We start from the raw sequence: 13,348 nt of genomic DNA, 5'->3' as shown, positions 1-13,348 counted from the left end.
GGCGGCTCACAGGGCCTGCAGGAGCAGGCGTTCATGCTGCTCCAGTGCGGCCTCCTGCGCCCCCTGGCCGCGCAGGTAGTCCAGCACCTGGAAGATCGCCTCGGCGTCCAGGCCGTGTTCGGACAGGCGGGTGAGCATGCCCATGTGCTTGAAGAAGCTGGCGCTGGCGGCAATGGCGGCCTCGATGCGCTGTTGCGCACTGCCCAGGCGCAGGCTCCAGACCCGCTCGGCATACTGCAGCAGCCTGGCCTGGCGCTGCGCCCGCTGTGCGCCGAGCCAGGCCGGCAGCAGCACCGCCAGGGCCTGCGCCGGCTCCAGGTGGTAGAGCAGGCTGAGCGCCTGGCCGAGCCGGCGCAGGCCATCGTCCGGCGCCGCGACCATTCCGGCCAGGCCCTGCAGCGCCTGGCTGGCGCACCACAGCAGGTTGGCCCGCACGGCATAGTCGCCGGGTTCGGCCAGGGCCCGCGGGCCGAGCTCCAGCAGGGTCAGCAGCAGGGCCTCGGCCTGGCGCTCCTGCAGCGGGCAGTCGTCGGGCTGGGCGAGATACTGCTGCAGGACATGGCCGAAGCCGGCCACCACGCCGTTGCCGATCTGCCGGGGCGGCAGGCTGAAGGTGGCGCAGGGGTCGAGAATGGCGAAGCGTGGCTGCAGGCAGGGGCTGGAAAAGCCCAGGCGCGCCTGCAGCCCGGCGTGGCACAGTTCGCCGTGGGGCGTGCTGGCCGACCCGCTGGCCAGGGTCGCTACACAGCCCAGCGGCACGGCGCGGCGGATCGGCGTGCCACAGAGCAGGTCGAAGGGCTCGCCGGGGTAGGCCAGGGCGGCGGCGATGAACTTGCTGCCGTCGATCACCGAGCCGCCGCCGACGGCGAGGATGAAGTCGCAGTGCTCGCGGCGGGCCTGGGCCACGGCACGCAGCAGGGTGGCGTACTGCGGGTTGGCCTCGATGCCGGCGAAGCGGCTGAGCCAGTGCCCGGCCAGTGCCTGCTCGACCTGCTGCCACACGCCGTTCTGCAGGATGCTGCCGCCACCGTGGGTGACCAGCAGCCGGCTGTCGGCGGGAATCAACTGGCCAAGGCTGGCGATCTGCCCGGCGCCGAACAGGATGCGGGTCGGGTTGTAGTAGCTGAAGTTGCGCATGGCGAACTCCACGCGGAGCGTCCTTGCACTATAGAAGCGTGCGCCGGGCCAGGGTCGTATAATGCCGGCCGAATTCTGAAGGTGCGACGAGATGGCAGACGAACAGCGCTTCGGTGGCATAGCCCGGCTCTACGGGCGCGAGGGCCTGCAACGCCTGGCCGCGGCCCATGTGGCGGTGGTCGGCATCGGCGGCGTCGGCTCCTGGGCGGCCGAGGCCCTGGCGCGCTGCGGCGTGGGCGAGATCTCGCTGTTTGACCTGGACGACGTGTGCATCACCAACACCAATCGCCAGGTGCATGCCGTCGAGGGCGCCGTGGGCAAGGCCAAGGTCGACGAGATGGCCGCGCGCATCCGTGCCATCAATCCGGCGTGCAAGGTTCATCCGGTGGCCGACTTCGTCACCCGCGAGACCATGGCCGAGTACATCACCGAGCAGCTCGACGGCGTTCTCGACTGCATCGACAGCGTGGCGGCCAAGGCCGCGCTGATCGCCTGGTGCAAGCGGCGCAAGATCCAGATCGTCACCACTGGCGGCGCCGGCGGGCAGATCGACCCGACGCAGATCCAGGTCGCCGACCTCAACAAGACCTTCAACGACCCGCTGGCGGCCAAGGTGCGCAGCACCCTGCGCCGCGACTACGGCTTCTCGCGCACGCCGGGGCGCAGCTACAGCGTGCCCTGCGTGTTCTCCAGCGAGCAGCTGCGCTACCCCAAGCCGGACGGCAGCGTGTGCCAGGCCAAGGGCTTCGTCGGCGAGGGGGTCAAGCTCGACTGCGCCGGTGGCTTCGGTGCGGTGACGATGGTCACCGCCAGCTTCGGCATGGTTGCCGCCGCGCGCATCGTCGACAAGCTGGTGGCCGGTGCGCGGCGGCCGTCCGAGCGTGCGGGCCAACCCGCCTGAACGCATTTTCCTTCCCGCGCCGCCCGGCGCATTCGAGTGCCTTTTGATGAACAACAACGACGTGCTGCGCAGCCTGCGCTACCTGCTGGATATCGGCGATGCCCAGCTGGCCGCGATCTGCCGGCTGGCCGACTACGAGCTGGCGCCCGAGACGGTGGCGGCCCTGCTCCGCAAGGAGGACGAGGACGGCTTCCAGCCCTGCAGCGACGAGGTGCTGGCGCACTTCCTCGATGGCCTGGTGTTCCACCGGCGTGGCCGCGACGACAGCCGTCCGCGGCTGCCGGTGGAGAAGCGCCTGACCAACAACATCATCCTGAAGAAGCTGCGGGTGGCCTTCGAGCTGCGCGACGACGACCTGCACGAGATCCTCCGCGCCGCAGACCTGCCGATGACCAAGGCCGAGCTCGGTGCGCTGTTCCGCAGCCCCGAGCACAAGAACTACCGCGCCTGCGGCGACCAGCTGCTGCGCAACTTCCTGCGCGGCCTGACCCAGCGTCAGCGCGGTTGAGGTCGGCGGGCTAAGCTGTAGGGGCTGACGGCCCCAGTCGTGAGGTGCCCATGTCCGTTCCGCTCCGTCGTTCGCCACTGCGCTGGCTGCTGCTGGCAGCTCTGGCGCTGGCTGGCCTGGTCGCGGCCGAGCCGGTGGTGCGCATCGGCACCGGCGACTGGGTGCCCTACGTCGACCAGCAGCGTGCCGATGGCGGTGCCCTGGCTCGGCTGGTCAGTGCGGTATTCGCCGCGGCCGGCTACCGGGTCGAGTATTCCTTCTACCCCTGGGACCGCAACGTGCTGATGCTGCAGCAGGGCGCGCTGGACGCCATCATGCCCTACAGCTGCAGCCCGATGCGCCTGGACTACGGCGTGTGCAGCGAACCGCTGGTGCGCGGCGAGATCGTCCTGTTCCACCGCAAGGACCTGCCGTTCGACTGGCAGCGCATCGAGGATCTCGGCCCCTACCGGGTCGCCACCACCCTCGGCTATTCCTACGGGCCGCAGTTCGACCAGGCGCAGCAGGCCGGACAGCTGCAGGTCGAGCAGAACAGCAAGGAGGACACCGCCTTCCGCCTGCTGGCGCTGGGCCGCGTCGACCTGCACCCGCAGGATCGCGCGGTCGGCTACGCCATGCTCAGGCGGCTGTTCTCCGAGCGTGAGCGCAGGGCCATCACTCACCATCCACGCTTCCTCAACACCGAGCCGCTGCGCCTGCTGTTCCGCAAGGGCGACCCGCAGGCCGAGGCACTGTTGCTGCGCTTCAACCGCGAGCTGGCCCGGTTCGCCGAGCGCGGCGACCTGCGCAGCCTGCAGCGTGCGCTGTACACCGGCGACCCGGACCGCTGGCGCCCGGGCGCGCCCTAGCCGGCCAGCTCGCGCATGCGCTGCAGCACGGCGTTGAGGCCGTTGCTGCGCGAGGGCGAGAGTTGGCGGGCCAGGCCCAGCTGGTCGAACCAGGCCGGCAGATCCAGCTCGGCCAGGGCCTGGGCGTCCAGGCCGTCGATGCGCGCCAGCAGCACGGCCAGCAGGCCGCGGATCAGCCGCGCATCGCTGCTGGCGCGGAAGCGCCAGTGTCCATCCTGCCGCTCTGCCACCAGCCAGACCTGGCTTTCGCAGCCGTGCACCCGGTTGGCTTCGCTACGTTCGCTCTCGCTCAGCCCTTGCAGGCGCTCGCCCCACTGCATCAGCAGGCGCGCGCGCTGTTCCCAGCCGGGGCAGGCGGCGAAGGCGTCGAGGGCCTCGCGGGCGGCGGCCGGCAGGCTCATCGCAGCAGCTCCAGGGCCTTGTCGAGGGCGGCGAAGAAGCGCGCGAGGTCCGCGCCATCGTTGTACAAGCCCAGCGACACGCGAATCGCGCCAGGCAGGCCGAGGCTTTTCAGCAGCGGCATGGCGCAGTGATGGCCGCTGCGCACGGCGATGCCCTGCTCGGTGAGCAGGTGGGCCAGGTCGGCGCTGTGCACGCCGGCCACCACGAAGCTGGCCAGCGCCACTTGCGGCGCCCCCAGCAGGCGCACGCCATCGCGACTGCTCAAGCCTGCCAGCAGCTCGGCATGCAGGGCCGCCTCATGGGCGGCGACGGCCTCGGCATCCAGCCCGGCCAGGTAGTCCAGCGTGGCGCCCAGGGCGATGACGGCAGCGATCGGCGGGGTGCCGGCCTCGAAACCCAGGGGCGCAGGGCGGAAGTGCGCATGCTGGTAGTCCGCCTGCAGCACCATCTCGCCGCCGAACTGCCAGTGGCGCAGGTCCTGCAGCGCCTGCCGGCGGCCATGGAGCAGGCCGACGCCCTCCGGGCCGTAGAGCTTGTGCGCGGAGCATACATAGAAGTCGCAGCCCAGCGCCTGCACATCATGGCGACCGTGCACGACGCCCTGGGCGCCATCCACCACGCTCAGGGCGCCCCGGGCGCGGGCCAGGGCGAGCAGTTCGGCCAGCGGCTGCCAGCGCCCCAGCACGTTGGACAGCTGCGACACGGCGAGCAGGCGGGTGCGCGGGTCGATCAGGCTGGCAGCCCGGTCGAGGTCGACCTGGCCATGGTCATCCAGGGGCAGCACCCTCAGCTCCAGGCCGCGCCGCTCGGCCAGCTGCTGCCAGGGCAGCAGGTTGGCATGGTGCTCCAGGGCGCTGACGACTATCCGGTCGCCGGCCTGGAACAGGTGCTCCAGGCCGTAGGCCAGCAGGTTGAGCGACTCCGTGGTGCCGCGGGTGAAGACGATCTCATCGACGCTGGCGGCGTTCAGCCAGTGCGCGGCCTTGGCCCGGGTCGCCTCGAAGGCGCGGGTGGCGCGTTCGCCGGGCAGGTGCTGGGCGCGGTGTACGTTGGCCGCGCCGCCGGCGTAATAGCCGAGCATGCTGTCCAGCATGGCCTGCGGCTTCTGCGCGGTGGCGGCGCTGTCCAGGTAGGTCTGGCCCTCGGCGGCGAGGGCCAGGATGCCGGGGAAGTCGGCGCGCCAGGGAGAGGTGATGGGCATGGTCTGCGGCACTGCTGGGAAATGTGCTGAGTATAAATAGACAGGCCGGGCATGGGCCCGGCCTGTCTGTCGTCTCACGCGATCAGTTGTGCGCGTGCAGCGCCTCGTTCAGCTCGATCGCGGTCTTGTTGGTCTTGCACTCCACCGCGCCGGTCTGCGAGTTGCGGCGGAACAGCAGGTCGGGCTGGCCGGCCAGTTCGCGCGCCTTGACCACCTTGACCAGGTTGTTGGCCTCGTCGAGCAGGGCCACCTTGGTGCCGGCGGTGACGTACAGGCCGGACTCCACGGTGTTGCGGTCGCCCAGCGGGATGCCGATGCCGGCGTTGGCGCCGATCAGGCAGCCTTCGCCGACGCTGATGACGATGTTGCCGCCGCCGGACAGGGTGCCCATGGTCGAGCAGCCGCCGCCCAGGTCCGAGCCCTTGCCGACGAACACGCCGGCGGAGACGCGGCCTTCGATCATGCCCGGGCCGGCGGTGCCGGCGTTGAAGTTGACGAAGCCCTCGTGCATCACCGTGGTGCCTTCACCGATGTAGGCGCCCAGGCGCACGCGGGCGCTGTCGGCGATGCGCACGCCGGCCGGCACCACGTAGTCGGTCATCTTGGGGAACTTGTCCACCGAGAACACTTCCAGCAGCTCGCCCTTCAGGCGGGCTTCCAGCTGGCGCTCGGCCAGCTCGCCGAGGTCGACGGCGCCCTGGCTGGTCCAGGCCACGTTCGGCAGCAGCGGGAAGATGCCGGTCAGGTTCAGGCCGTGCGGCTTGGCCAGGCGGTGCGACAGCAGGTGCAGCTTGAGGTAGGCCTCCGGGGTGGAGGTCAGCGCGGCGTCCTCGGCCAGCAGGGTGACCACCAGCGGCCGATGGCTCTCGGCCAGGCGGGTGAGCAGGGCGGCCTGGGTGGCATCGATGCCCTTGATGGCGTTGGCCAGTTCACCGGCCTGGTTGGTGCTGATGGCGATGGCCTGGTTGCCGCCGCTGTAGCCCAGCTTGGCCGCCACGGTGGCGACCAGCTCGGCGGCCGGGTCGAGCAGGGGCTGGGCGTAGAAGACTTCCAGCCAGGCGCCCTGGCGGTTCTGGGTGCCGACGCCGAAGGCCAGGCTGAAGAGTTTGCTGCTCATGTCGTGTTCCTTTTACCAAGTGGGGTGGGGCGCGGCCTCAGGCCAGCGCGGCGGAATAGAGTTCGGGCTTGAAGCCGACCAGGGTGCGGTCGCCCAGGTCGAGCACCGGGCGCTTGATCATCGAGGGCTGGGCCAGCATCAGCTCGATGGCGCGGGCCTCGTCCAGGTCGGCCTTCTGCGCCTCGTCGAGTTTGCGGAAGGTGGTGCCGGCGCGGTTCAGCACGGTCTGCCAGCCATGCTCGGCGCACCATTTGTGCAGGCGGTCGCGGTCGATGGCGGCGCTCTTATAGTCATGGAAGTGGTAGCTCACGCCGTGCTCGTCGAGCCAGCTGCGGGCCTTCTTCATGGTGTCGCAGGCCTTGATGCCGTAGAGGGTGATGCTCATGGTCTTTCTCACAATCCTTGAACGAAGGCGCGGATGCGCTCGGCGGCCTCGATGCACTCGGCCAGCGGGGCCACCAGGGCCATGCGGATGCGCCCGGCGCCGGGGTTCTCGCCATGCACCTCGCGCGACAGGTAGGAGCCCGGCACCACGGTGACGTGTTCGCGGGCGAACAGCTGGCGGGTGAACTCGGCGTCGTCGCCCGGGGTGCGTGCCCACAGGTAGAAGCTGCCGTCCGGGCGCTGCACGTCCAGCACCGGCTGCAGGATGTCCAGCACCGCGTCGTACTTGGCGCGGTACTGGTCGCGGTTGGCGCGCACGTGGGCCTCGTCGTTCCAGGCGGCGATGCTGGCCAGCTGGGTCTGCACCGGCATGGCGCAACCGTGATAGGTACGGTACAGCAGGAAAGGTTTCAGGATGTCGGCGTCGCCGGCGACGAAGCCGGAGCGCAGGCCCGGCAGGTTGGAGCGCTTGGACAGGCTGTGGAACACCACGCAGCGCTTGAAATCGCTGCGACCCAGCTCGACGCAGGCGGACAGCAGGCCGGGCGGCGGGTTGTCCTCGTCGAAATACAGCTCGCTGTAGCACTCGTCGGCTGCGATCACGAAGTCGTGCTCGTCGGCCAGGGCGATCAGCTTCTTCAGTTGCTGCATGGGTACCAGCGCACCGGTGGGGTTGCCCGGCGAGCAGATGAAGAGGATCTGGCAGCGCTGCCAGACCGCGGCCGGTACCGCGTCGAAGTCCGGGTTGAAGCCGTTCTCCTCGCGGCACGGCAGGTAGTGCGGCTCGGCGCCGGCGAGCAGGGCCGCGCCCTCGTAGATCTGGTAGAAGGGGTTGGGGCTGACCACCAGGCCCGCGGCTTCGCGGTTGACCACGGTCTGGGTGAAGGCGAACAGCGCCTCGCGGGTGCCGTTGACCGGCAACACGTGGCGGGCGGCGTCCAGCCAGCCGGCCGGCACGCCGAAGCGGCGCTCGCACCAGGCGGCGATGGCTTCGCGCAGGGCCGGCAGGCCCAGGGTGGTGGGGTAGACGGCCAGCTGGTCGAGGTTGTCCGCCAGGGCCCGGGCCACGAAGTCCGGCGACTTGTGCTTGGGCTCGCCGATGGACAGGGCGATCGGCCGCTTGTCCGCCGGCGGGGTGATGCCGGCGAGCAGGGCGCGCAGTTTCTCGAAGGGGTAGGGCTGCAGCTGGGTCAGGGCGTGGTTCATGGGGGCTCTTGCGTGGTTCAGATGCTGATGGCGCCGACGCCGAGGGACTCGCCGTTGGCCTGCGACAGCTGGCGCACTATGGCCTCCTGCAGGCGGGCGCAGAGTTCCGGGTCGGACAGCGGCTGGTTGGCGGCGTCGGTGATGAAGAACACGTCTTCCACCCGTTCGCCCAAGGTGGCGATCTTGGCGTTCTGCAGCGACAGGTCGAAGTCGAGGAAGATCTTGCCGATCCGTGCCAGCAGGCCGGGGCGGTCCGGGGCGGTGATCTCCAGCACGGTGACCGGGCGCTGGGCGTCGTTGTGGATGGTCACCTGCGGGGCGAAGGCGAAGTGCTTGAGCTGGCGCGGCACGCGGCGCTGGATGATCGCCGGGTACTCGTCGGGATTCTTCAGCGCCTCGACCAGGCCGTCGCGGATCTGCTTGATGCGCGCCGGGTTGTCGCCGATACGGCCGCCATCGGCGTCCAGCACGATGTAGGTGTCCAGGGTGAACTGGCTGGTGGAGGTGATCACCCGGGCGTCATGGATGTTCAGGTTGAGCTGGTCCATGGCCGCCACCGTCACGGCGAAGAAGTCGTGCTGATCCGGGGCGTAGATGAAGATCTGCGTGGCGCCCTCGAACTCGCGCTGGGCGGTCTCCTTGATCAGCACCAGCGGGTCCTTGCCGGCCGGGTGCTGGAGGATGGCCTCGGTGTGCCAGGCCACGTCGGCGGCGCTGTGGCGCAGGAAGTAGTCGTCGCCGAGCTGGCTCCACAGCTGCTCGGCGTCGTCCTGGTCGATGCCGCCACGCACCAGGATGTCGATCGCCGCGCTCTGCGTCTGGCGGATCTGCTCCTCGCGGTCCAGCGGGTTCTCCAGGCCGCGGCGCAGGGCGCGCTTGGTCTCGGTGTAGAGCTGGCGCAGCAGGCTGGCGCGCCAGGAGTTCCACAGGCTGGGGTTGGTGGCGTTGATGTCGGCCACGGTCAGCACGTAGAGGTAGTCCAGGCGGGTCTGGTCGCCGACCAGCTGGGCGAAGTCGAAGATCACCTGCGGGTCGGAGAGGTCCTTGCGCTGGGCGGTGGTCGACATCACCAGGTGGTTCTGCACCAGCCAGACGATCAGCCGGCTGTCCCAGCTGGGCAGCTGGTGGCGCACGCAGAAGGCCTCGGCATCCACCGCGCCGAGCTCGGAGTGGTCGCCGCCGCGGCCCTTGCCGATGTCGTGGTAGAGCCCGGCCAGGTAGATCAGCTCGGGCTTGGGCAGCTTGTCGATCAGCTTGCTGGCCAGCGGGAACTTCTCCGCCAGCTCCGGCCATTTCAGCTTGCGCAGGTGCTTGATCAGGTTGAGGGTGTGGGCGTCCACCGTGTAGATGTGGAACAGGTCGTGCTGCATCTGCCCGACGATGTGGCCGAACTCCGGCAGGTAGCGGCCGAGGATGCCGTAGCGGTTCATCCGCCTCAGGTTGCGGTGGATGCCCTGGGTCGACTTGAACAGCTCGATGAACAGACTGGTGTTGCGGATGTCGCGGCGGAAGTCGTCGTCGATCAGGTGGCGGCTGTCGCGCAGCAGGCGGATGGTGTCGGCGCGCACGCCCTTGATCTCGGGGTGCTGGGCCATCAGCACGAAGACTTCGAGGATGGCGAAGGGGGTGCGCTTGAACACGCCAGGGCTGGTCACCTCGATATAGCCGTCGCGCACCTGGAAGCGGCTGTTCAGCGGCTGCGCCGGGCCGCGCTCGCCCTCGCGCAGCAGGACGTCCTCGAAGTGCTGGTTGATCAGCTCGGAGAGCTCGGCGACACCCATCACCACCCGGTAGTACTTCTGCATGAAACGCTCGACAGCCAGCCGGCCGTCGCCATCCTCGAAGCCGAGCAGGGCGGCGATCTTGCGCTGGTGGTCGAACAGCAGGCGGTCCTCGGCGCGCCCGGCGAGCATGTGCAGGGCGTAGCGCACCTTCCACAGGAACTCCTGGCTGGAGGCCAGCATGCCGTACTCGCTGTCGACCAGGAAACCCTGCTGCACCAGGGAGTGCAGGTTGAGGCTGCCGAACTGGCGGCGCGCCACCCAGAGGATGGTCTGGATGTCGCGCAGGCCGCCGGGCGAGCCCTTGACGTTGGGTTCCAGGTTGTACTCGGTGTCGTTGTACTTGGCGTGGCGCGCCTTGGCTTCCTTGCGCTTGGCCAGGAAGAACTCCTTGCTCGGCCACATGCGGTCGCTGGCGGTGACCTCCTGCATGCGCTGGCGCAGGTGTTCGGGGCCGGCGATGGTGCGGCTTTCCATCAGGTTGGTGACCACCGTCAGGTCGGCGCGCGCCTCTTCCGCGCACTCGGCGACCGAGCGCACGCTCTGTCCGACTTCCAGGCCGATGTCCCAGAGCAGGGTGAGGAAGCCCTCGATGGGCTCGCGGAAGGTCTCGTGGTCGGCGCTGTCGAGGAGGATCAGCAGGTCGATGTCGGAGTAGGGGTGGAGTTCGCCGCGGCCGTAGCCGCCGACGGCCAGCAGGGCGATGTCGGCGTCCTCGCTCCAGTCGAAGCGCTTCCAGGCTTCCTGGAGGATCTGGTCGACGAACCAGGCGCGGTCCTCGACCAGGCGGCGGATGTCGCGGCCCTCGCGAAAGCGCGCGTCGAGCACTTCGCGCGCCTGCTTGAGGGCCTTCTTGAAGGCGGCGATGGGGCTGGACTTGAGCGCCAGTTCCGCCTGGAACTGGCCGCGGTCAAACAACTCCGGGTCCATCTGGGGCATGCGCGCCTTCCTCTATATGGATGCTCAGGGGGAAGTGCGCGGCAGGGTGTCGTCGCTGCGCAGGGTGAGGATCTCGTAGCCGCTCTCGGTGACCAGTACCGTATGCTCCCACTGGGCGGAGAGCTTGCGGTCCTTGGTAATGGCGGTCCAGCCGTCGCCGAGCAGGCGGGTTTCCGGGCGGCCCTGGTTGATCATCGGCTCGATGGTGAAGGTCATGCCGGCCCTGAGTTCCATGCCGGTGCCGGCACGGCCGTAGTGCAGTACCTGCGGCTCCTCGTGGAACACCGCGCCGATGCCGTGGCCGCAGTATTCGCGCACCACCGAGAAGCCGTGCTTCTCGGCATGCTTCTGGATCACTTCGCCGATATCGCCCAGGCGCGCGCCGGGCTTGACCAGCTGGATGCCCTTGTACATGCATTCCTGGGTGATCTGGGCCAGGCGCTGGGCCCACTCCGGCACCTTGCCGACCATGAACATCTTGCTGGTATCGCCGTGGTAGCCGTCCTTGATCACGGTGACGTCGATGTTCAGCACGTCACCGTCCTTCAGCGGCTTGTCGTTGGGAATGCCATGGCAGACCACGTGGTTGATCGAGGTGCAGATCGACTTGGGGAAGCCCGGGCGGCCCGGCGCGGCGCCGTAGTTGAGCGGGGCGGGGATGGCCTTCTGCACGTTGACGATGTAGTCGTGGCAGATGCGGTCGATTTCTTCGGTGGTGACGCCGGGTTTGACGTGCTCGCCGATCATCTCCAGCACTTCGGCGGCCAGGCGGCCGGCCACGCGCATCTTCTCGATTTCGTCGGGCGTCTTGATGGTGACGGTCATGCGGTCTCTCTCGGCGCCGGTGGCGCAAGGCAAAAACGGGAAAGACGGCGATTCTAGCAGAAAGCCGCCGGGCGGCGGCATGCGGCTGGCTCCTGGTTCGGCTAGCCTGTCGCTGCTTTCTGTGGTATAAAACGCGCCGCTTTACGGGCAGAGCTGCTCGTAGGGCTTAACTCCGCACACGTATCGACACGATTTCCTGGGTGCCCGCAAGGGTTGGAGATTGGGATGCGTGGAGGCCTAACCCGACTTATCAAGGAACTATCATGTCCCAAGTCAATATGCGCGATATGCTGAAGGCCGGTGTGCACTTCGGCCACCAGACCCGTTACTGGAACCCGAAAATGGGCAAGTACATTTTCGGCGCGCGCAACAAGATTCACATCATCAACCTGGAAAAGACCCTGCCGATGTTCAACGAGGCTCTGTCCTTCGTTGAGAAGCTGGCTGCCGGCAAGAACAAGATCCTGTTCGTGGGCACCAAGCGTTCCGCCGGCAAGATCGTGGCTGAAGAAGCTGCTCGCTGCGGTTCCCCCTACGTTGATCACCGTTGGCTCGGCGGCATGCTGACCAACTACAAGACCATCCGTGCTTCGATCAAGCGCCTGCGCGAGCTGGAAACCCAGTCCCAGGACGGCACCTTCGCCAAGCTGACCAAGAAAGAAGCCCTGATGCGCACCCGCGATCTGGAGAAGTTGGATCGTAGCCTGGGCGGTATCAAGGACATGGGTGGCCTGCCGGACGCGCTGTTCGTAATCGACGTCGACCACGAGCGCATCGCCATCACCGAAGCCAACAAGCTGGGCATCCCGGTCATCGGCATCGTCGATACCAACAGCAGCCCGGAAGGCGTTGACTACATCATCCCGGGTAACGACGACGCCATCCGCGCCATCCAGCTGTACATGGGTGCCATGGCCGACGCCGTGATCCGTGGTCGTGGCAACGCTGCCGGCGGCACCGACGAGTTCGTCGAGGAAGCCGCTTCCGAGGCCAGCGAAGGCTGATAACGGGAAGCACCTTTCCCGTTGTGCGAGAAGGGGGCTTGGCCCCCTTTTTGCCACTTGCGAATTTTGTGCCCGGCGTGGCCGGGTTGAATGGTTGAACACCACTTCAAGAGGATTGTGAACATGGCAGAAATCACTGCAGCCCTGGTTAAAGAACTGCGCGAGCGCACCGGCCAAGGCATGATGGAATGCAAGAAGGCCCTGGTTGCCGCCGGTGGCGACATCGAGAAGGCCATCGACGACATGCGCGCCTCCGGTGCCATCAAGGCCGCCAAGAAGGCCGGCAACGTCGCCGCCGAGGGCGCCATCGCCGCTCGCGTCGAGGGTGGTCGTGGCCTGCTGATCGAAGTCAACTCGCAGACCGACTTCCTGGCCCTGCAGGACGACTTCAAGGCCTTCGTCAAGGAGAGCCTGGACGAAGCCTTCGCCCAGAAGCTGACCGAAGCCGCCCCGCTGATCGCTTCCCGCGAATCCGCCCGTGAGGCTCTGGTTGCCAAGTGCGGCGAGAACGTCAACATCCGTCGTCTGGCTGCCGTCGAAGGCGACGTCGTGGGGTCCTACCTGCACGGCCACCGCATCGGTGTTCTGGTCGTCCTGAAAGGCGGCAACGAGGAGCTGGCCAAGCACGTTGCCATGCACGTCGCTGCTTCCAACCCGGCCGTGCTGAACCCCTCCGACGTTTCCGAAGAGCTGATCGCCAAGGAAAAGGAAATCTTCCTGCAGCTGAACGCCGAGAAGATCGCCGGCAAGCCGGAAAACATCGTCGAGAACATGGTCAAGGGTCGTATCGCCAAGTTCCTGGCCGAAGCCAGTCTGGTCGAGCAGGCCTTCGTCATGGATCCGGAAGTCAAGGTCGGTGAGCTGGTCAAGAAGGCCGGCGCCGAGATCGTTTCCTTCACCCGCTTCGAAGTGGGCGAGGGCATCGAGAAGGTCGAGGCTGACTTCGCTGCCGAAGTGGCTGCCCAGGTGGCCGCTGCCAAGCAGTAAGACGGTTTCGCACTGTCGAACAGAAGAGGCTGCCCGCTTACGCGTGCAGCCTCTTTTGCAAAGCGGGCAATGCTCCGCACGATTTGACCGGGCAGTGGTCTGACTGCC

The 13,348-nt window shown here is 67.9% G+C and carries 13 protein-coding genes; 5 read left to right on the top strand and 8 right to left on the bottom strand.

From position 1 onward, the window contains the following. Positions 1-6: 6 nt before the first annotated feature. Positions 7-1,137 (bottom strand): iron-containing alcohol dehydrogenase, encoded by a 1,131-nt coding sequence (locus AAG092_RS05210; protein WP_373388828.1) that lies wholly within the window; start codon positions 1,135-1,137, stop codon positions 7-9. Positions 1,138-1,228: 91 nt separating this feature from the next. Here AAG092_RS05210 and tcdA point away from each other — a divergent pair, with 91 nt between their 5' ends. From tcdA to AAG092_RS05195, 3 genes are read left to right on the top strand one after another with little or no spacing between them, the layout of a single operon-like run. Beyond that, positions 1,229-2,038, top strand: coding sequence for a tRNA cyclic N6-threonylcarbamoyladenosine(37) synthase TcdA (tcdA, locus tag AAG092_RS05205; protein WP_373388827.1), 810 nt, complete (start codon positions 1,229-1,231; stop codon positions 2,036-2,038). 46 nt (positions 2,039-2,084) lie between these two features. Next, positions 2,085-2,546, top strand: coding sequence for a DUF1456 family protein (locus AAG092_RS05200; protein WP_373388826.1), 462 nt, complete (start codon positions 2,085-2,087; stop codon positions 2,544-2,546). Between the two features lie 50 nt (positions 2,547-2,596). Continuing rightward, positions 2,597-3,394 carry an ABC transporter substrate-binding protein gene (locus AAG092_RS05195; RefSeq protein WP_181418734.1) on the top strand — a complete coding sequence of 266 codons (798 nt, stop codon included), beginning with the start codon at positions 2,597-2,599 and terminating at the stop codon, positions 3,392-3,394. Here AAG092_RS05195 and AAG092_RS05190 read toward each other — a convergent pair. The 7 genes from AAG092_RS05190 to map form a co-directional block, all read right to left on the bottom strand. Next, positions 3,391-3,795, bottom strand: coding sequence for a SufE family protein (locus AAG092_RS05190; RefSeq protein ID WP_373388825.1), 405 nt, complete (start codon positions 3,793-3,795; stop codon positions 3,391-3,393). The genes AAG092_RS05195 and AAG092_RS05190 overlap by 4 nt on opposite strands. Further along, positions 3,792-4,997 (bottom strand): aminotransferase class V-fold PLP-dependent enzyme, encoded by a 1,206-nt coding sequence (locus AAG092_RS05185; protein WP_373388824.1) that lies wholly within the window; start codon positions 4,995-4,997, stop codon positions 3,792-3,794. The genes AAG092_RS05190 and AAG092_RS05185 overlap by 4 nt, the downstream gene beginning before the upstream one ends. An 82-nt stretch (positions 4,998-5,079) precedes the next feature. Continuing rightward, on the bottom strand, positions 5,080-6,114 hold the full coding sequence (gene dapD / locus AAG092_RS05180; protein WP_373388823.1) for a 2,3,4,5-tetrahydropyridine-2,6-dicarboxylate N-succinyltransferase: 1,035 nt from the start codon (positions 6,112-6,114) through the stop codon (positions 5,080-5,082). A gap of 37 nt (positions 6,115-6,151) precedes the next feature. Continuing rightward, the gene (locus AAG092_RS05175) at positions 6,152-6,499 is read right to left on the bottom strand and encodes an ArsC family reductase (RefSeq protein ID WP_110681263.1); all 348 of its coding nucleotides are present in this window, start codon (positions 6,497-6,499) and stop codon (positions 6,152-6,154) included. A gap of 8 nt (positions 6,500-6,507) precedes the next feature. Next, positions 6,508-7,704 carry a succinyldiaminopimelate transaminase gene (gene dapC / locus AAG092_RS05170; RefSeq protein WP_373388822.1) on the bottom strand — a complete coding sequence of 399 codons (1,197 nt, stop codon included), beginning with the start codon at positions 7,702-7,704 and terminating at the stop codon, positions 6,508-6,510. 17 nt (positions 7,705-7,721) lie between these two features. Next, positions 7,722-10,424 (bottom strand): [protein-PII] uridylyltransferase, encoded by a 2,703-nt coding sequence (locus tag AAG092_RS05165; RefSeq protein ID WP_110681268.1) that lies wholly within the window; start codon positions 10,422-10,424, stop codon positions 7,722-7,724. A 24-nt stretch (positions 10,425-10,448) separates the two neighbouring features. Then, positions 10,449-11,249: a type I methionyl aminopeptidase gene (gene map / locus AAG092_RS05160; RefSeq protein WP_373388821.1), complete on the bottom strand. Its 801-nt coding sequence runs from the start codon at positions 11,247-11,249 to the stop codon at positions 10,449-10,451. 263 nt (positions 11,250-11,512) lie between these two features. On the opposite strand from map, the gene rpsB reads away from it, so the two are divergent. Then, on the top strand, positions 11,513-12,253 hold the full coding sequence (rpsB, locus tag AAG092_RS05155) for a 30S ribosomal protein S2 (RefSeq protein ID WP_110681271.1): 741 nt from the start codon (positions 11,513-11,515) through the stop codon (positions 12,251-12,253). A 123-nt stretch (positions 12,254-12,376) separates the two neighbouring features. After that, positions 12,377-13,240 carry a translation elongation factor Ts gene (gene tsf / locus AAG092_RS05150; RefSeq protein WP_110681273.1) on the top strand — a complete coding sequence of 288 codons (864 nt, stop codon included), beginning with the start codon at positions 12,377-12,379 and terminating at the stop codon, positions 13,238-13,240. The last annotated feature ends 108 nt before the right edge of the window (positions 13,241-13,348 follow it).

It is taken from the genome of Pseudomonas alcaligenes, assembly GCF_041729615.1.
GTDB classification, from domain to species: Bacteria; Pseudomonadota; Gammaproteobacteria; order Pseudomonadales; family Pseudomonadaceae; genus Aquipseudomonas; species Aquipseudomonas alcaligenes_B.
The sequence above is the reverse complement of the archived record's forward strand: the minus strand, read 5'-3'. Positions and strand labels throughout refer to the sequence as shown.